The organism is Pseudomonas sp. FJ2-5-13, assembly GCF_029201605.1.
Taxonomy (GTDB): Bacteria; Pseudomonadota; Gammaproteobacteria; order Pseudomonadales; family Pseudomonadaceae; genus Aquipseudomonas; species Aquipseudomonas lactis.
Window position 1 is genome coordinate 2,227,674 of record NZ_CP104045.1, and the last position, 19,323, is coordinate 2,246,996.

At 59.0% G+C, this 19,323-nt stretch carries 11 protein-coding genes, 1 tRNA gene and 3 pseudogenes; 11 read left to right on the plus strand and 4 right to left on the minus strand.

Going from position 1 to position 19,323, the window contains the following annotated elements; all coding sequences use genetic code 11:
* The first annotated feature begins 23 nt into the window (after positions 1 to 23).
* Positions 24 to 446 carry a chemotaxis protein CheY gene (locus N2A98_RS10045; protein ID WP_069558386.1) on the plus strand — a complete coding sequence of 141 codons (423 nt, stop codon included), beginning with the start codon at positions 24 to 26 and terminating at the stop codon, positions 444 to 446.
* A 57-nt stretch (positions 447 to 503) separates the two neighbouring features.
* Here the strand turns inward: N2A98_RS10045 and N2A98_RS10050 are convergent, their stop codons facing one another.
* Positions 504 to 1,583 (minus strand): 3-deoxy-7-phosphoheptulonate synthase, encoded by a 1,080-nt coding sequence (locus N2A98_RS10050; protein WP_275623344.1) that lies wholly within the window; start codon positions 1,581 to 1,583, stop codon positions 504 to 506.
* 1,197 nt (positions 1,584 to 2,780) lie between these two features.
* Between N2A98_RS10050 and N2A98_RS10055 the strand changes: the two genes are divergently transcribed.
* A complete protein-coding gene (locus tag N2A98_RS10055; protein WP_047710535.1) occupies positions 2,781 to 3,530 on the plus strand; it encodes a carbon-nitrogen hydrolase family protein in 750 nt (249 codons plus the stop codon).
* Positions 3,531 to 3,977: a GNAT family N-acetyltransferase gene (locus N2A98_RS10060; protein WP_047710536.1), complete on the plus strand. Its 447-nt coding sequence runs from the start codon at positions 3,531 to 3,533 to the stop codon at positions 3,975 to 3,977.
* A gap of 35 nt (positions 3,978 to 4,012) precedes the next feature.
* On the opposite strand, the gene N2A98_RS10065 is transcribed toward N2A98_RS10060, so the two are convergent.
* Entirely contained in the window at positions 4,013 to 4,252 is a 240-nt protein-coding gene (locus N2A98_RS10065; protein ID WP_044273192.1) for a DNA-binding protein, read from the minus strand.
* Between the two features lie 82 nt (positions 4,253 to 4,334).
* Between N2A98_RS10065 and N2A98_RS10070 the strand changes: the two genes are divergently transcribed.
* The 6 genes and pseudogenes from N2A98_RS10070 to N2A98_RS10095 all read left to right on the plus strand — a co-directional run bounded on the left by N2A98_RS10070 (position 4,335) and on the right by N2A98_RS10095 (position 9,997).
* The gene (locus N2A98_RS10070) at positions 4,335 to 4,700 is read left to right on the plus strand and encodes a helix-turn-helix transcriptional regulator (protein ID WP_044273193.1); all 366 of its coding nucleotides are present in this window, start codon (positions 4,335 to 4,337) and stop codon (positions 4,698 to 4,700) included.
* 151 nt (positions 4,701 to 4,851) lie between these two features.
* The gene (gene uvrY, locus N2A98_RS10075) at positions 4,852 to 5,493 is read left to right on the plus strand and encodes a UvrY/SirA/GacA family response regulator transcription factor (RefSeq protein ID WP_003190387.1); all 642 of its coding nucleotides are present in this window, start codon (positions 4,852 to 4,854) and stop codon (positions 5,491 to 5,493) included.
* A gap of 1 nt (position 5,494) precedes the next feature.
* The gene (gene uvrC / locus N2A98_RS10080) at positions 5,495 to 7,318 is read left to right on the plus strand and encodes an excinuclease ABC subunit UvrC (protein ID WP_044273194.1); all 1,824 of its coding nucleotides are present in this window, start codon (positions 5,495 to 5,497) and stop codon (positions 7,316 to 7,318) included.
* Positions 7,319 to 7,350: 32 nt separating this feature from the next.
* Positions 7,351 to 7,911, plus strand: a complete 561-nt coding sequence (gene pgsA, locus N2A98_RS10085; RefSeq protein WP_044273195.1) for a CDP-diacylglycerol--glycerol-3-phosphate 3-phosphatidyltransferase — start codon at positions 7,351 to 7,353, stop codon at positions 7,909 to 7,911.
* Between the two features lie 60 nt (positions 7,912 to 7,971).
* A tRNA-Gly gene (locus N2A98_RS10090) sits at positions 7,972 to 8,047 on the plus strand.
* Between the two features lie 235 nt (positions 8,048 to 8,282).
* A pseudogene (locus N2A98_RS10095) lies at positions 8,283 to 9,997 on the plus strand (integrase arm-type DNA-binding domain-containing protein).
* A 979-nt stretch (positions 9,998 to 10,976) separates the two neighbouring features.
* Here N2A98_RS10095 and N2A98_RS10100 read toward each other — a convergent pair.
* Both N2A98_RS10100 and N2A98_RS10105 read right to left on the minus strand, forming a co-directional pair.
* Positions 10,977 to 11,331: pseudogene (locus N2A98_RS10100) on the minus strand (type II toxin-antitoxin system RelE/ParE family toxin).
* A 2-nt stretch (positions 11,332 to 11,333) separates the two neighbouring features.
* A pseudogene (locus tag N2A98_RS10105) lies at positions 11,334 to 11,623 on the minus strand (type II toxin-antitoxin system ParD family antitoxin).
* A gap of 259 nt (positions 11,624 to 11,882) precedes the next feature.
* On the opposite strand from N2A98_RS10105, the gene N2A98_RS10110 reads away from it, so the two are divergent.
* A protein-coding gene (locus tag N2A98_RS10110; RefSeq protein WP_193791350.1) for an IS3 family transposase occupies positions 11,883 to 13,435 on the plus strand; the annotation gives its coding sequence in 2 pieces (ribosomal slippage) (positions 11,883 to 12,345 and positions 12,345 to 13,435; 1,554 coding nt in all).
* A 665-nt stretch (positions 13,436 to 14,100) separates the two neighbouring features.
* Positions 14,101 to 18,924, plus strand: coding sequence for a DUF6543 domain-containing protein (locus tag N2A98_RS10115; RefSeq protein ID WP_275623345.1), 4,824 nt, complete (start codon positions 14,101 to 14,103; stop codon positions 18,922 to 18,924).
* Positions 18,925 to 19,323: the final 399 nt, after the last annotated feature.

Consider the following 19,323-nt stretch of genomic DNA (forward strand, 5'->3'; position numbering starts at 1 on the left):
GCACTGCCTGCCAGGGGTTTGCCATGCCGAACAAAGCACTGACCATCCTGATTGCCGATGAACAGCATCTGCAACGCCTGTACATCGAGAAAATGCTCAACCGGTTGGGTTATTACCGGATCGTGCCGGTGCAAACGTTCGAAGAGGTGCGGATTCTTACCGCCATTCCTGCCGAACCCTTCGATGTGCTGATAATCCATGCCGGGCTCATGGCCCAAGGCTATGAACCTCAGCCCCAGGTGCGTCATGTGCTGGTCTACGAACATCTGGACCTGGGCGCCCCGTGCGGTGTAACGCCGGCCGTGCGGGTGCGCCTGCCGGGCGTGCCGGACCACGTCAACCTCGAACACTTCATGGACATCGTCGACCCCTGCGAGACTGCCCACGGCCTGCGGGTGTTGCCGTGGTTGCGGGAGCTGTCCCGCATGCCGGTGGCCCGGGCATAACCTCACTGGGCCTGTGGCGAGGGAGCAAGCTCCCTCCCAGATGTTGATTCCCACCGATCAGTCGGCTTTGCCGTGTTCCCGCAACCGCTCAGCGGCACTGCGCAACAACTGCTCGGTCCCGTCCCAACCCAGGCAACCATCGGTCACCGAAACGCCGTATTTCATCGACGCGCTCAGCGGCTGGCAGCCTTCGAACAGGTGACTCTCAAGCATCATGCCCACCAGGGAGGTATCACCTTGCAGGCGCTGCTCCAGCACGTCATTGAATACCGCCGGTTGGCGCAGCGGGTTCTTGCCGCTGTTGGCATGGCTGCAGTCGACCATGATCCGCGCCGCCACCTTGGACTTGGCCAGGTCATGCTTTACGTCGGCCACGCTTTGCGCATCGTAGTTCGGCCCACGGTGGCCGCCGCGCAGCACCAGGTGCGTGTCGGGGTTGCCGGGCGTCTGGATGATCGCCGGGTGGCCCTGGCTGTCGACGCCGAAATGGCGATGCGGGTAGGACGCTGAGCGCATCGCATCGCAGGCAATGGCGACGCCACCGTCGGTGCCGTTCTTGAAGCCCACGGGCATGCCCAGGCCGCTGGCCATTTCGCGGTGAATCTGCGATTCGGTAGTGCGTGCGCCAATGGCGACCCAAGTGAGCAAGTCATCGAAGTAGCCGGCGGCCATGGGCTGCAGCAACTCGGTGGCCACCGGCAGGCCCAGGCGCAGCATTTCACGCATCAGTTCGCGGGACAGGGTCAGGCCGGCGGCCATGTCATCGCTGCCGTCCAGGTGCGGATCGTAGGCCAGGCCTTTCCAACCCACCGTGGTGCGCGGTTTCTCGACGTAGGCACGGATCACCAACAGCATCTGGTCGCTGACTTCAAGCGCGAGCTTCTTCAGATTGCGCGCGTATTCCATGGCCGATTCCGGGTCGTGGATCGAACACGGCCCCACAATCACCAGCAGGCGTGAATCTTCGCCATTGAGGATGGCGCGCACGGCTTGGCGATGGGCGTGGACTTGTTCATTGAGAAACGGGCTGAGCGGGAGTTGATGCTTGAGCTCAAGGGAGCTGGGCAAACGCTGGGTCAGGGCTTCATTGGCACTGTTGAGGGGAGAGACGGGCAAAGCGGCGACGGAGGAGTTCATATTCAAGGCTTCCTGGGCAAGCGGCGGGCGATTCCCGCACGCTTGGCCTACTGGGGTGTTCGACAATTGGCCGTATCGGCTACGTGTGTTGGCTTGCCACCACGGGGTGACCGGTCGGAGGCGGCAGGCTGTCCCGAACGGAGCTGGCTAAATCGCCATGCAGTGCAAGTGTCGTAGCGGTAATAGGTGGTGAAGTTCATGGCGTGATTCCTTTAAGTGATCGTGAGCAAACAGGTTGTTAGGCGCTGAAAAAACAAAACCCCCGGTCGGGGAGCCGACCGGGGGTTTAGATTTCTCTGGTAGGCGACCCCTTGAGTAGTGGGCGCCGATTTCAGGTATCAGGCGCGCCAGTGGCTAAACCAATACCCAAAATAAAAGCCGGCCAGTGCGCTCGAACCGTTCACACGGGTAGCCGACACCGAGCGCAAGGCGCTGGCAGCAGGGCAAACCTGAGTGTGGGTGAGTGGCAACATGGGGCTCTCCAAATGATGGGGGGAGCTTACTAGAGGCGTGCAGGTGGATTCAATCAGTAATTTCTATTGTGTGGCAGTCCTTACCGCTATGGGCAACGCTGGACCTGTGGCGAGGGAGCTTGCTCCCGTGACGGACTGACAGCCGACGCTGATCTAGCTGACGCACCGCGATCCAAATGTGGGAGCTGGCTTGCCTGCGATAGCGGCCTGGCAGCCGACGCCTATCTACCTGACACCCCAACGATTCCACTGTGGGAGCGGGCTTGCTCGCGAAGGCGGCCTGGCAGTCGACACAGTTGGATTGTGTGCATATCCATTGCTGCGGTAACGGCTACTTAGGGTTCCGCCCTGACGGCGGGTCACTTTGGAAAAGAGCCCCAAAGTAACCAAAGGGCTCTTGCCCCACCACTCGGCACCTCGCTTGGGCTCGGTGTGCCCGTAATCCGCCAGTGATTTGGGGGGCCGCCGCCACGCGCCATCCATGGCGCGGGGCGGCTAAACCGGCATCCCTGCCGGTTTAGCCCCCAAATCCCTGTCGAATTCCGGCCAGCGTGGTTTGACGGGGCGCTTAAGATCAAGATCAAAAGCAGATCAAGAGCGACTCGCTTCGCATCGTGGTTACCGTCCGCTGCTACAGTCCACTCAGTTGTGTAGATACCTATGCCGTTATGGGCAAGTGTGGATATGCTGACGGCTCTCCAACAATGATTGCCAGGACGCGACCATGACTGCCTTGACCCTTGCTGCGGCGCAAACCGTTTCCATCCCGGGCGATGTCGCTGCCAATATCCAGCGGCACCTGGCGTTGATGCGGGTCGCGGCTGAACAGGGCGTGCAATGCCTGGTGTTTCCAGAACTGTCACTGACCGGCTACGAGCCGTTCCTGGCGGCCGACTTGGCCATCGCCCCGCAAGACGCCGTATTGGCGCCGTTGCGTGAGCTGGCGCGGGAGCTGCGGTTGACGGCCGTGGTGGGCATGCCGGTGCGGTTGGCGCCACAAGCAGGCGTGCTGATCGGCGCGTTGGTGCTGGGGGCGGACGGCTCAGTCGGCGTCTACACCAAGCAGCACTTGCACCCCGGTGAGGAGCTGGCATTTGCTGCGGGGCAGGGCGGTGAGGTCTTGGCATTCGGAGATGACCGCATAGCATTGGCGGTGTGCGCGGACTTTTCCCAGGCCAGCCATCCACGTCAAGCGGCGGCAGCGGGCGCCACGGTGTATGCCGCCGGCGTACTGATCAGCGAGGGTGGCTACGCGGCAGACAGTGCTTTGCTTGAAGGCTATGCGGCCGAGCATGGCCTGTTGGTGCTGATGGCTAACCATGGTGGCCCGTCCGGAGGCTGGGCTTGTGCGGGCCGCAGTGCAATTTGGACCGCCGATGGCAACTTGCTTGTTGCCGCCCCCGGTGTCGGCGACGCGCTGGTGATCGCCCGTCGCGAGAACGGGCAGTGGACCGGCCAGGTGGTAGCTCTCTGAATGAGGTTTCATTTGCGCCGGGCCACTGAGCAAGACCTGCCGTTTGCCCGCACCTTGACCCATGAAGCCATGAGCCATTATTACCGTCAGAACGGCTTGTTGTGGTCCAACGACGGCTTCGACGTGGCCTGGGCGGGCCGCGAGAACTGGCTGATCTGCAACGATGACGGCGTGATGGGCTTTATCAGCCTGAGCCGCGACGGCAAGGCCCTGTATATCCGCGAACTGCACCTGCTGGAATGCTGCCGCAAGCAGGGTGCGGGCAGTTGGGTGCTCGAGCAAATGGTGCTTAAGGCACGCGTCGAGGGCCTGGGCTTTCTACGGTTGACGGTGTTCAAGACCAACCCGGCAAGAAGGCTGTATCAGCGCCTGGGGTTGAGTATTGTCGGTGAAGAGGATGGCTTCTGGCGGATGGAGCGTGAGTGTCGCGCACTCACATCGGACTAAAACGGGCACGTCCTACAAATAAGCGCATACTGCTGTCAGCTAGTGCTTTGTTCATCGTGGGATTGAGCTTCAGGCTCATCCACGATAACGCCCTCTTTCATGCCCAGAAGTACCGCCACTTTATGGGCTTCTCCACGCCTCCCCTTTTTTCGCCCGGCGAGCACTTGATAGGTGGTTGCCGGGTCTACGCCATGCTCCCGGGCGAACGCTTGAACTGACTTTCCTTGATGTTCCAGCCAGGCCTTGGCTTGTGCGGCAGTACGGATTCCGGGCATAGTTCAAAACCGTTCAAGTTTGTTTAACGAAGTGATGGTGTGACACCTCTTGGGGTGTGCCAATTTAGGATCATACATCCAAATGAGTGGAATCGGTTCGCGCTTAAGGCAAGAAAGAGAGCGACTTGGCCTGTCGCAGAAAGTTTTTGGAGAAATTGGAGGCGTTGAAGCGAACGCCCAAGGCAAATATGAAAGCGGTGGTCGTGCACCCAAGGCCGACTATTTGTCTCGCGTCGCCGAAAAAGGTGTGGATATCCTGTACGTGTTGACCGGCAGCCCAACGCCGATCCAGTTGGATAACCTGAGCGAGATCGAAGAAAAAGTGCTGGGCAATTACCGAGCGATGTTCAAGGAAGACCAGGATGCAATCCGTCGCTTGACCAGCACCTTGGCCGAGCATTCCGGCGTGGTGAACGGAAAAGCCAAGCCGCACCCCCAGGAATCCTGACCTTTAACCCAGGAAACAGGGCTGTTCGTCACCCGGCGAACAGCCCCAACGCGTTGAATCTCTATATATATGACACTTGCAACTAGGTCTGCGCCTTGGTTTTTTGCTAAGGTGTTCAGCAACCTATAAGACCATATCGCGAGGTGTCTGCTTGATTAGGGTGCTAGTAGTCGATGACCATGATCTCGTTCGTACAGGTATTACACGAATGCTGGCTGACATCGACGGCCTGCAAGTAGTCGGCCAGGCGGAGTCGGGGGAGGAATCCCTGATCAAGGCCCGAGAGTTGAAGCCCGATGTGGTGCTGATGGACGTCAAGATGCCTGGGATTGGCGGTCTTGGTGCCACGACCAAGCTATTGCGCAGCCACCCGGACATCAAGGTCGTGGTCGTAACGGTGTGTGAGGAAGACCCGTTCCCAACCCGTTTGCTGCAAGCCGGTGCCGCCGGCTACCTCACCAAGGGCGCAGGCCTGGCCGAGATGGTGCAAGCCATTCGCCTGGTTTTTGCCGGCCAGCGTTACATCAGCCCGCAAATTGCCCAGCAATTGGCCATCAAATCGTTCCAGCCCACCAGCGATTCGCCGTTTGATGCGCTGTCGGAGCGGGAAATCCAGATCGCCCTGATGATCGTCGGTTGCCAGAAGGTGCAGACCATCTCTGACAAGCTGTGCCTGTCGCCCAAGACCGTCAATACCTACCGTTATCGTATCTTCGAGAAGCTCGCCATCAGCAGTGATGTTGAATTGACCCTGCTCGCGGTGCGCCACGGCATGGTGGACGCCAGCGCCTGACATGACCACACCGTTTGATCCCAGTGCCTTTCTCTCCACCTGCAGTGGCCGCCCCGGCGTGTACCGCATGTTCGACAGCGAGGCGCGCCTGCTTTACGTGGGCAAAGCCAAGAACCTGAAGAGCCGTCTGGCGAGCTACTTTCGCAAGACCGGCCTTGCGCCGAAAACCGCCGCCCTGGTGGCGCGTATCGCTCAGGTCGAAACCACGATCACCGCCAATGAAACCGAGGCGCTGCTGCTTGAGCAGACGCTGATCAAGGAATGGCGGCCGCCTTACAACATCCTGCTGCGTGACGATAAATCCTACCCTTACGTATTTTTATCGGACGGCAACTTTCCGCGCCTGAGCATTCACCGCGGGGCAAAAAAGCAGAAGGGCAAGTACTTCGGGCCTTACCCCAGCGCCGGGGCGATTCGTGAAAGCCTGAGCCTGCTGCAAAAAACCTTTTTTGTGCGCCAGTGCGAAGACAGCTTCTACAAGAACCGCACACGGCCGTGCCTGCAATACCAGATCAAGCGCTGCAAGGCGCCCTGTGTGGGCCTGGTGGAACCTGCGGAGTACGCCGAGGATGTGCGGCACTCGGTGATGTTCCTGGAAGGGCGCAGCAATGCGCTCACCGATGAGCTCTCTGGAGCCATGGAGCAGGCCGCCAGCACCCTGGATTTCGAAAAGGCTGCCGAGCTTCGTGACCAGATCTCCCTGCTGCGCCGCGTCCAGGACCAGCAAAGCATGGAAGGCGGCACCGGTGACGTCGACGTGATTGCCGCGTTCGTCAACCCGGGCGGCGCTTGTGTGCACCTGATCAGCGTGCGTGGCGGGCGAGTGTTGGGGAGCAAGAACTTTTTCCCGCAGACCGGTATCGACGAAGACGTGGCAGAAGTCATGGCTGCGTTCCTTGGCCACTATTACGTCAGCAGCCCTGAGCGCGACCTGCCGTCGGAGCTGATCGTCAATGTGGTGCACGAAGACTTTCCCACCTTGATCGAAGCGATCCACGAGCTGCGCGGCCGCGAGCTGGACATCAGCCACCGCGTACGCGGCACCCGTGCCCGCTGGCAGCAACTGGCCGTGACCAACGCCGAACAGGCCCTGGGCGCGCGGCTGGCGAACCGACAGCACGTCGCTGCACGCTTCGACGCCCTGGCCGAGGTGCTCAACCTGGACGAGCCGCCCCAGCGCCTGGAGTGCTACGACATCAGCCACTCCAGCGGCGAGGCCACAGTGGCCTCGTGCGTGGTATTCGGGCCGGAAGGGCCGATCAAAGCCGACTACCGGCGCTACAACATCGAAGGCGTTACCGCCGGCGATGACTACGCCGCCATGCACCAGGCACTCACGCGGCGTTTCAGCAAGTTGAAGGACGGGGAGGGCAAGTTGCCCGATATCCTGCTGGTAGACGGCGGCAAGGGCCAGTTGTCCATGGCCCGTGACGTGCTCAACGAACTGGCGGTGCCCGACCTGATCCTGCTCGGCGTCGCCAAGGGCACCACGCGCAAGGCCGGTTTTGAAACGTTGTACTTGAATGATGCCGCCCATGAGTTCACTTTGAAGGGCGACTCACCCGCACTGCACTTGATTCAACAGATCCGCGACGAAGCGCACCGTTTCGCCATTACCGGCCACCGCGCCCGCCGTGGCAAAACCCGGCGAACCTCAACCCTGGAAGGGGTTGCGGGGGTCGGCCCGACGCGACGTCGCGACTTGCTTAAACATTTTGGTGGCTTGCAGGAGCTCTCCCGTGCCAGCATTGACGAGATAGCCAAAGCACCCGGTATCAGTAAAAAGCTCGCTGAGCTGATTTATGCAAACCTGCACAGCGAATAGAATGCCTTCTCACCTCGTAGCCAGTTGTGCCGATGAATATCCCTAATCTGATTACCGTTCTACGCGTCCTGCTCATCCCGATTTTCATTCTGTTGTTCTATTTGCCGTATGAATGGAGCTACGTCGCCTCCAGCTCGGTATTCGCCTTCGCAGCCGCCACCGACTGGCTCGACGGCTACCTGGCACGCCGTCTGGAACAGAGCACGCCCTTCGGCGCGTTCCTTGATCCCGTGGCCGACAAACTCATGGTCGCCGTTGCCCTGGTGCTGCTGGTGCAAGAACACGGCAACCTGTGGCTGACCCTGCCGGCCGCCGTCATCATCGGCCGCGAGATCGTCGTCTCGGCCCTGCGCGAATGGATGGCCGAAATCGGCGCTCGCGCCCACGTCGCCGTATCGAACATGGGCAAATGGAAAACCGCCGCGCAAATGCTCGCGCTGGTCATCCTGCTGGCCAACCCGTCGGACTTCACATTCTGGGTACTCACCGGCTACGCCTTGCTGCTCATCGCCGCCGGCCTGACCCTGTGGTCCATGCTGCAATACTTGCGCGCCGCCTGGCCTCATCTGCGAACCACGGTTGAAAAGAAATAAAACTTTTTTGAATCAAGGGGTTGACGGGTGCTGAGGATTCTATAGAATGCGCATCACCAAGCGGGAATAGCTCAGTTGGTAGAGCACGACCTTGCCAAGGTCGGGGTCGCGAGTTCGAGTCTCGTTTCCCGCTCCAAATATTGCGCTACAGAGTTCCACTGAATTCTGTAAGTGATTGAAATCAGGGCCTTTAGGCCCTTTTTTCGTTCCAGCGGGAACCACTGAAGTCCAGCTCCATCCAGTGCTTTTAAGTCCCGATTTAAGTCCCGAATGAGGATCTTGAATTTGGATGTACACTGAATCGGTTTTTTGCTGGAGCAGCTTGGATAGCGAGATGAGCATCTGGCCCTGACTCTGTTCAGGAGCTCGCTATGGCACTCTCGGATACGACCGTTCGGCAAGCCCGAATCACCGGCAATGACTATACGATAGGCGATACGGATGGGCTGGCGCTCAACGTGACCGCCCGCGGCGGAAAAATCTGGCGTTTCAGATACTACTGGGCGGGCGTGCAGAAGCGCATGTCTCTGGGTAGTTATCCGCAAATCAGCCTCAAAGAAGCCCGTGCGCGACGTTATGGGGCGCGCGCCTTGGTCGCCCAAGGCATCAACCCCTCGCAAATCTTGCGAATCTTCAATAAAGACGTCCTGCCCACTCTGGGCGGGCGGTCCGTCTCCGATATCAATCGTCACGATCTGCTGGATTTATTAAGCAGGATCGAACAGCGCAAGGCCTTAACGACCGCCGAAAAATGCCGGACCTGGTTCAACCAATTGTTCCGCTATGCGCTGGTGAAGATCGAGGGCTGGAACGCAACCCGGCTTCGGACCTCGATGTGGTCGCGCTCCCCAAACCGCCTGTTACGCACATTCCATTTCTTCGTATGGACGAGCTCCCGGGGTTGATGGCTGCGCTTCGAAACTACGGCGGTGCCGACCAAACTCGGCTTGGCCTTCGGTTGTTGCTGCTGGCCGGTGTCCGCACGGGCGAATTGCGCTTGGCAACACCCGACCAGTTCGATCTGGAGAAGCGCTTGTGGGTCATACCGGCGGAAGTGGTGAAACAACTCCAGCTAGCGATGCGGAAGCCAGGTAAGCAGACCCAAAATGTACCGCCTTATATCGTGCCGCTGTCGGTTCAGGCGCTGGAGATCGTGCGCCACATGCTGGACAAAGTTGTCCCCGCACAGCGCTACCTATTTGCGCATCGAAGCGATCTAAGCAAACGCATCAGCGAGAATACGCTGAATGGCGCGTTACGTCGGATGGGGTATGCCGATCAACTTACTGGTCACGGGATGAGGGCAGCGATCTCGACGGCGCTGAACGAGATTGGATATCCAAAGGTATGGGTGGACGCTCAGCTTTCTCATGCTGATCCGGATAAGGTTAGTGCGGCCTACAATAATGCTGAATATGTCGAGCAGCGTCGGACCATGATGCAGGATTGGGCGAACCGTCTGGACCTTTGGGGGCAGGGCCATTTAAAGGCAGCAAGCTCTCCGCTTACCATCCGATTGGAGGGCGCCGCTTCGTTGCCATCGCTCGAAAACGCGAGCGCTAATTCCGTTCAGTTCAGCGGCACCTTTCCAACGACAATTGTCTCGGTGCCCAAGGCTTCAGTTAGCAACGAACCAGCTCTTATCGCGTCGCACCAGTCGCCTGTCGTACCGCTTTTGGTGCCGAGTGAAAAACTGCATCAATCTCATGTGTCTGACATCCAGCGCGAACGCGCCGAGATGCTTGCCATCTATGAGGGCGCAAGTAATTTGCCATTATTGGTTTTTGCTAAATTGGCTGGCAAATCCCGAGATCAGATCAACCGTGACATTAAGGCTCGGCGTCTGCTGTCCCTTAGCCTGGGGAATCGCGGTCAGCGCATTCCGGATTGGCAGCTTGATCCATTGCGGCACAAGTTGGTGCTTGCTGCGTTAGCGCTGTTTCCGGATGTCGATGCATGGAGGCTTTATCGGACGGTCTGTGAGCCTCATGAGCGATTTAAGGGCCGTTCGCCGATCGATGCGCTCACTCTGGAGAATTTCGACGTGGCTGTACGAATCGTTTGTAGCGCCCTTGGCTCAAGCTGAAGTGCTGTCTCGTGCGGTGATAACGAATGTCGCTGCTTTCTTGGGCCCATCTAGAGCTACTCCTGAATGTGTGGACTACGCAAGTCGCCTGACGTTTCGGAGCTGGTCGGCTAGAGGATTCTATTGCACAGGAAGACGCCATTTGGCAATATCCCGCTCCCGCACTCTCTTGTCAGCCCTCCATCCCTCTCATTTGGGGGCTGTGTTTTTGAGGGGCGGGTAATCACCCGGTCTCGTGCCGGGTTTTTATGCGTTCGGCAGATACGGCTGGCGGATAAACATGGAATTCAGCTACCCCTCGTATGGGGTGCTAGGGGGCGAGTGTTCGAATCACTCCGTCCCGACCATATTTTTCAATGACTTAGCCCAATCTGAAAAGGTTGGGCTTTTTCATGTCTAAAAAAATACTCCCACATTTACTCACAATATCTTGGGTCTCGGTAGATATGCCACTTGAGAGGCGTTCGACTCTCGTTTCCCCGGGCAGGTCGTATCACTGCAAGAGCCTGAAGGCGCGAAGACGCTTGTTAAAGGGTTGCCGATTTTGAGAGCGGTTGCTGTTGATGCAGAGTCGCGCCGCAAAGCCTGGTAAGCCCGAAGTCTGTATATACAGTCAAGGTCGTTCTCTCCAAAGAACATTTTGACTGGGCTCTAGAGCAGTAGTTCTAGCCTGAAATAATGATTTATGCCCCCAATTTTGCCCCCATTCGCACCGAGCGTGCGAGCGATCGCGATTTGCGATTTCTGACGCGGACCTTGGTGGCCATGGCTGGCATTCAGTGCGCCCCCGTATACCGGATGACCAATCCGAATCCGGCAAATCCTTGGTGGTTCGATGAGTCGATATTCTTATTCGAAGTTACCCGGGCTATCTTTCAGCACCTGTCCTGAAATAAGTTGGCTGGCAGAGTGGGGGGCTAGAGGGAGCGTCTCACCTTCGTTGTTCCTGGCCAATCATGTCTGTGTCCTGAATCGCTGATCAGTCATCAGGCAAGTGCAACTGCACTTCCATGGCGTCATGAAGAAGTCGGACGACCTCGATCAGATCGTCGTTTACCATACGATAGAAGAGGATATGGCGTGGGCTTTTGACCGTCCCATGGGGATGTTTGGCCTGCTGGCGTGAATAGGAGAGATGATAACTGCGAAGGCCTGGTGCAACCTCACCGCGGTCGTGGCTGCCGATCCGATAAGGCGTGCTGGCAAGAGCTTGAAGAGACGTGAGGATCAGCGCCTGGTAGCGCGGCGTGCTTGATCGCCGAACTGCGTCTGGGAGCGCCTGAGGATGTCGACTATGTCGGCGCGCGCTGCGTTGGAATCCGATATTGCGGCATGCTCAGTGTTTCTCGCGCGCGGAGAGGGTTGCCTCCAGGTTCAAGCCCTCGAGGTAGTGCTCCAGATCCCCTTCGTTCACCTGAGTAAAGCGCCCGTGCTCAAGATCCATGATGCCGATTGAGGTCGCCTGACGCAGGGCCTCAATTTTGGCAGTGTCTTCGGCGAGACGCTGTTCCAATAGCCGCAAACCTGCCCGCATCACTTCGCTAGCATTCTGATAGCGGCCAGACTGCACCAGGTCATGGATAACATGCTCCTGATGAGGGGGAGCACAACGTTTCGCGTAGCCATAAATAAGCTCCAGCTTTCGACAAACAGTATCTTTCGATACTTTGGCATATTATGCCATTTTTTCTGGGTGCACATAGTTTTGGATTTGAATCTGACGAACTGTGTCGTACGGGGTCATCCTTTGTGGCATGCGCACAAAGTCAAAAGCGGGCTGTCGCAGCGGGACGTCATAGCCAGCTTGATTAGTCCCCCGGTGTCAGGGTAGTTGTCGTGTCCCCCGCTTTTTGAAAAGCATTCCGGGGGCGGCAAGAGTATGGTCATGCCTTTCTATTCAGAAGAACGTAAAGCTGCGCTGCTGAAAATGATGCTTCCGCCCCTGAGCCTCTCGGCGGCGGAGGTCGCTCGGCGCGAAGGTTGTAGCGATATGTCTCTCCATTATTGGCGCAAACAAGCTGCCGCCAGAGGAACGCAATTGTCCGATGCCAAGCAACCGGCCGAAAATTGGTCAGCCGAATCTAAGCTGGCGATCATCATAGAAACAGGTTCGCTATCGGAACTGGAAATCGGTGAGTACTGCCGACGAAAAGGTATTTTTCCCGAGCAAATAACCGATTGGCGCAACGCTTTTATCGCCGGCAGCACGAAACAGTCAACCGCGAAAACTGCAAGCTCCGGACAGTCACGGGATGATAAAAATCGTATCCGTGAACTTGAACGTGAGTTGCGCCGCAAAGATGCAGCCCTGGCTGAAACAGCGGCCTTACTGGTACTACGAAAAAAGCTCAATGCCTACTGGGGGAGCGACGACGAGGCCACCTGACCTTGTTGCCAGAACGGTATTTACTCGTTGATTGGCTTAATGAAGCCATTCTGGCGGGCGCCCGCAGGGCGCCTGCTTGTCAGGAGGTAGGCATTTCACTGAGGACACTGCAACGCTGGAGCTTGCCGCAAGAACTCTTGGCAGATGGACGCACGACGACGCTTAGGCCGATACCGAACAACGCGCTCAGTGAGCTTGAACGGCAAGGCATCGTGACGCTGTGCAACAGCAAAGCCTATGCGCATCTCCCGCCAAGCCAGATCGTGCCGCAATTGGCCGATGAAGGAAGATATGTAGCCTCGGAGGCGACTTTTTATCGTGTGCTGCATGCGGCAGGTCAGCAGCATCACCGATCTAGAGCCAAGCGACCGCATCGCCATGAGGCACCGACCACTTACGCAGCGACTTCAGCTAATCAGGTGTGGTCATGGGACATCACCTACTTGCCGTCCCCGGTTCGCGGGAAATTTTACTACCTCTATCTGATCGAAGACATCTACAGCCGAAAAGCCGTGGGCTGGGAAGTTTATGAAGCCGAGAGCGGGGAAAAGGCGGCAGCGTTGCTGCAACGAAGCGTGACTCAGGAGAAGTGTTGGCGCCAGCCGCTGGTGCTTCACTCGGACAACGGTGCACCGATGAAATCGGTGACGTTACTGACCAAGATGTATGACCTGGGCATCACGCCGTCTCGCGGTCGACCACGGGTTAGCAACGACAACCCGTACTCGGAATCACTGTTCAGGACACTGAAATACTGCCCGCAGTGGCCACAGGCGGGGTTTACCAGCCTGGATGATGCGCGTATCTGGGTGAGGAATTTTATGACCTGGTACAACACCGTGCACCGTCATAGCCGGATCCGCTTCGTAACACCGGCTCAACGTCATGAAGGAAAAGACCGAGAAATCTTGGCTCGTCGAGATGCGATATACCGGCAGGCCAGAGAGAAAAGACCGGAACGATGGTCAGGAGAGACACGCAACTGGAACCCTATCGGAACGGTGTATCTGAACCCTGAAAGGGAACTGACCGTGGTAATAAAAATCGCGTAGCGCGACGGTGGACGCGACAACTACCTTGAAAAACGCCGTTGATCTGCTTTTGCTTTTGCTTTTGATCTTAAGCGCCCCGTTAAACCACGCTGGCCGGAATTCGACAGGGATTTGGGGGGTAAACCGGCAGGGATGCCGGTTTAGCCGCCCCGCGCCATGGATGGCGCGTGGCGGCGGCCCCCCAAATCACTGGCGGATTACGGGCACACCGAGCCTAGGCGAGGTGCCGAGTGGTGGGGCAAGAGCGTTTTGCTTACTTTGCCGCTTTTGCAAAGTGAGCCGCCGTCAGGGCGGAACCCTAAGTGGCCGTTACCGCAGGAATGGATATGTACACAATCCAGCTGTGTCGACTGTGAGGCCGTCTTCGCAGGCAAGCCAGCTCCCACAATTGGAGCGTGAGGTGTCAGGTAGATAGGCGTCGCCTGACTGGCCGCCATCGCAGGCAAGCCAGCTTCCACATTTGGATTGTGGGGTGTCAGGTAGATAAGCATCGGCTGTCAGGCCGTCGCGGGAGCAAGCTCCCTCGCCACAGGTTCGGCGTCATACCGAAGTATCACGGTGCACTACACCGTTACCGCGTTCGAATACGCCTGCGTGGTACTTCTTTTTGCCAGGCTCCCCCACCTCGGGTTTTGGAGCCCCAACGGACAAAAAGGACGTTTTCCATGCCTCGCAACCTACCGCTGCCACCCCCCGACACACTGATCGCCAGAGCCGTCGGCACGCAGTTCATGCATCACCCCACCTTGATCTCCGTCACCGGCCAATGGTTGGAAAAGGGCATCAAGGAGGCCTATCCCAACCTGGACTTCAACCTGGTGACCACCAAACTGGCCACCCCCAATGCATTGGGCGGGTGGGACCTGCGGGTTTTGCTCAATGTCGCGCTCGACTACCTGGGCAACGGTACTTCGCTGGATTTCTCGACGCGCTACAACCGGGATCACTTCCTGACCAACCAGGCGCCCACACCGCTGGCCCTGGCGGACGAGGCGGCGCCGGCCGTGGATATGCGCGTGATCGAGCAGGTCATTCGCGAGCTTGCTGACGTGGTCCCGACGGCGTTTCAGCAGGCGTTGATTGCCTATTGGGACCAAGGGGCAGGGGATGAGCCAAACCGTTGGCACGGGCTCAGCGAGCTGCTGCGCAGTAACTTGATCCATACGGCCATCACGACGGCATTTGCCGAGCCCGCCCGTGCCGTCATTCAGCAGGTCACCGACTACCCGGATCGGCTCGACCGTGTGGCTGCGATGAAAACCAAGGCCGTGCACGTCTATGTCATGGAAACCACGCTGACCCGAGCGGGGGCCTCGTTTACCCTGTTATCGCCAGACCTGCTGGTGGTCAACGCCTCGCTGATCCTGCTGTGCCCGCTTTCGGGGGCGGTTGAGTCATTCACTTCCCATGATGCGTTCGATCAGTATTGGGCAGCGAAACTCGACGCTGCTTTTGTCGCGGATGCGATGACGTGGAAGCGTTTTGAGCCCAACGGCAATGTGTTTCAGGTTCAGGCCGCGGCGGTGCTCAATCAGCAGCTGCAGGACCTGGCGGCCATCGCGTTACCTTCTGGGCGGGGGCTGCATGCGCTGGAGCAGCAGTATGACGCCGTGAGCGATCCATCCCCCTTGTTTGTGAACCCGGCGCCGCACTCAGCGGGGCCGACCGGCCTGATGGAAGACCGGCTGCCCGACTGGCTGAAGGACGCTGCGCAGACTCAACGCCTGGCTTATCGCACCCATGTGCTGGAACTCGCCAGTGCCAAGGCCCGAGCTGGCGGGCAGTCCTTTCTCGACGGCGTGAGCGACCTGCGTACGTTTGCAGCGAAGGCCCTGCATGCGCAGATGCTGGTCGATCAACCGATAGCCCCCGGCTACAACCCTGACGAATTGGAGCTGACCTTTGCCGTGGCGGCCGGGTACCCAGGCGGCGCGGGGATTATCCAGCGCCAAACCCTGTCATTGACCGACCTCGCCCTGTGCAACCTGGTGGGCAAGCCCAAAGGCCCGATGACCATTCGGCATACGGGCGGTCAATTGATCCAGGACTGGACCACCCCCGATTACCTCACGGATCTGGTCCAGCGCGTGGACATCGGCAAGGCCTACCCTGACTACCTCAAGCGCCTGCTGCTGGCCGATAGCGACGACACCTTGCAACGCCAGCGGCTATTTGGCGAGCAACTGCGGGCGCAGTTACCGTTGCAGGCGTTGACGCTGGCGATCCAGGGGCAACAGGGGTTTACGGTGCTGGGCTATCGCTATGTCGCTGCGCTGATGCAACGCAGTGATGCTGAGCGGGCGGTCGAGGGGCGCAAGGTCGTCATCCGTGCGCTGGCCCTGCTGCGCAAACCGGGGGCCGAACCGGACAAGGTCGACAACCTGTTTGTGATCCAAGCCCAGGACCTTGAGTCGGGCCCGGTGATTCTTTATCGCCCGCTGTATGCTCAAGCGTTGACGCAGTACGCCAGCCGCGAGGCGTTGCTGGCGGCGATTGCTCAGCCTGGAGCCCTGCAGGACAGCGTGCTGATGTGGCTTGGCGAACCCGCGCGGCCGGTGTATGCCAACGGTGGGTTCACTGAGCCGCATATCCTGCGTTTCGGCCTGGGGGCTGAGTTTGACCGGCTGGAAACGCCCAGCCCCGCGACCTTGGCCGCCGATGAGGGCAGTGAACAATTGCTGCAACACCAACGCAATGACCAGTTATTGCCGTACCTGTTTGGCGAGCATGTGCGCGCACTGGTGGACTTGGCTGAGCGCGAGTCGGTGTCCAATGCCGAAAGTCGCTGGGCGCTGTTGCTTGAAGGTGGCGGGCTGTTGCTCAACACCTTGTTGTTGCCCTTGTTGCAAGGCTCGACGATGTCGATCGCATGGTTGCTGCTGCTGACTCAAAGCCTGCATCAGGACATTCCCGCCCTGCAGAGTAATGATCCGACCACTCGCGAGCTGGCCTGGGTAGACCTGCTGAGTAGCCTCAGCCTGGCGCTGTTGCACATCTCTGCGCGCGCCATCCCTGAACAACCCTTGATCGCCGCAGACCTGAGCAGTACGGCCGTGGCCCTGGCGCACTTGCGGCGTCCCGCTGGAATGCTGTCCAGCGCAGCCAAACAGCTGGCCGGCCCGGTTATGTTGCCTGCCGTGCCGATTGCTGAAGGTCGCACCGCCTTTGACTTCTCGTTCTCCAATGCGCTGAACGGCCTGAGCACCAGCCAGCGTGCCTATATCCAGCGTTTTAAAGTGCCGCGTCCCGCAAAACTGCCGATGCCGGTGATGACCGGGCGTCTGCAGGGTCTTTACCGCCTGGACAACGGGCTGCACGCCTTGATCGGCAATGACGTGTACCGCGTCAGCCGCGAGTCGAATCGCGTATTTATCGTGGATGCGCTCGACACCTCACGCAGCGGCCCGTGGTTGAAAAACGATGGTAACGGCCGATGGAGCCTGGACCTCGCGCCGAAGCTGCGGGCGGGTGCGCCGGGTGACCAGATCAAGGCGCAACAACAAAAAAATCGCGCTGCGAAAAAGCACATGAAAGCCGAACAAGCCCGGCTTGATCTGCAAACGGAGCGTGAGGCGGATGTAATGACCACCCGTTTCGACAGCGTGAAAGCGCAGCGCGATTTGTACCTCTCAGCCAGAAACAAACTCAGGAACTGGTGGGCACTGCTTGAGCAAAATACCGATGAGCGAAAAGTTGCCTTCCTGAAAAAACAGCACGAAGACGAACAGGCCAACTGTCAGGCACTGCTGCAATCCTTCAACCAGGCCCTGGAAGCGTTCGTCGTGCAGGCGGGACGTTTGATCGAGGCACGCCGCACGCTGATCAAGGCGATCAAACCCGCAACAGCGGCGTTGGAAACCAGCGACTTCGAGAAGGCTCGTTCCACTGAGTATGGCGCCATCAGCGCCACGCAATTGCTCATCCATAACCTGCACTTGGCGCTGGCCATGGACAGCAGTTTTTCACCACGAGGCGAGTCGGTAGGGGCGATCGCCCAGCGTATCGACGTGAATACACCGGCGCGAACACCTGAGGCTTATCAAGACCTCATCGCGCGTATGGTGGCGATGAACGACCACGAGCAGCAATTGCTGGAAGACACCTACGCCCTGGAGGCCACCCTGAATGAGCACGCGCAGGACTCCACCCGAGGGCTGGGGGAGAGTCGGGCATTCATCCAGTCGCTGCCTACCCAGGAGATGGCCGACCCCTTCAACGTGGCGCTGAACAATCTCAACTTGCTCAGAACCTTGAGCATCGACAACCTCGCGCTGACCGACGCACCCGCGGTCCAGCATTTTTACCATTTGCTCAACGAGCAGGGCCTGCGACTGGCGACGTCCTCCCACATCGCCCTGAGGACCTATGCACATTTTTCGGTGAGCGAGCGCAAGGCGGTGCTGGCGACCTTGATCAACCAGTACGCGCGCCTGGCGAGTGCATCCGAAGCGCTGCACGAGCTTGACCCAGCGTTGAGCCGCCCGCTGTATCAAGCCCGCTTCCTGGAGCGGCTGGATCAAGCGCGCCAGAGCGCCGAGGCCGAGCTGGCGGCGCTGGTACGAGAGGAGGAGGGCATTGCCATGCCAAGCCGCGCACCTGCACTTCGAGCCCCCAGGCGTTCCAACCATCGAGCCTTTAAAACCCAGCGACGCGGCACGTTGATCGGCGATGTGCGGGCGGCGCAATCGGCCGAGCAGGTGGCGATCATGGAAATTCGCGACCCGTTCAATCAACAAGCGGTTGGCCGTTTTGTCGAGCATCCCAGCGAAGGGGTATGGAAGGACTTGGTGATCGCCCGCCCTGAAAAGCCGACGCCTGTGCCCCCTCAACGCTCTTTGGCAACGTTGAAACGCGCTGCCGATCAACTGACGGCGCAAAAGCAGGGTATCCGGCGCTCTATCCAGTTCCAGATGAAAAAGCTGCAGGACCAGACGCGCCGCGAACAGGTCGACCCAAGGGATTGGGAGGTCATGCTCACGCAGCACGCCAATAAGCTCAGCGACATCATCCGGGAAATTGAGGCGGACCATGCGGACAAGCCCGGTGTGCCGACGTTGCTCGATCACTACCGGGCCGAGGTTGCCAGCCTGCTCGTAGAGGGGCGCGACTACCGCAGCACCGGCTACAAGGCGCAACGCCCCTCCCAGGAAAACGTCGATTACCTGTGGACCCATCGCCAGGTCGATATCAACTTGGTGCATGGGCGCCAACTCACCGCCAGCGGTGACTATGTGGCGGAGTTCGCGGTGCGTGAAAAAAATGCCTCCACGGTGCTCTGGTATGCCCACTTTCATTATGCCGACACTGAGGTGGCGGACAGTGCCTACCGTGTTGCCCATCTCAAGTTGGCCCAGCAGCGCTTCCTGCGGCAGAAGGATCTGGTGCGAGACGCCGGCGCCAACGACAGGGCAGTGTTGAAGGTGATCTATGCCGACGTGACACCGCCATTGGATCAAAAGCTGTTTCTGGGGTTGTTGGTGGGGGACTGAGTACCTGGCCGGTACAGCTTTGATGCATTACGTGCCCTCAGCCGACGGTGATGCGCAGGATAACTACTTATCTGACGGTCCACGGTCCAAAATGTGGGAGCTGGCTTGCCTGCGATGACGGCCTACCAGCCGACAGCTATCCACCTGACGCCCCACGGTCCAACTGTGGGAGCGGGCTTGCTCGCGAAGGCGGCCTGACAGGCGACACTGTTATACCGAGTAAATATCCATTCCTGCGGTAACGGCCACTTAGGGTTCCGCCTGACGGCGGCTCACTTTCGAAAAGCGCGAAAGTAAGCAAAGCGCTCTTGCCCCACCACTCGGCACCTCGCTTGGGCTCGGTGTGCCCGAACGCAGGCTTGAATCCGTGGGCCGCCGCCACGCGCCATCCATGGCGCG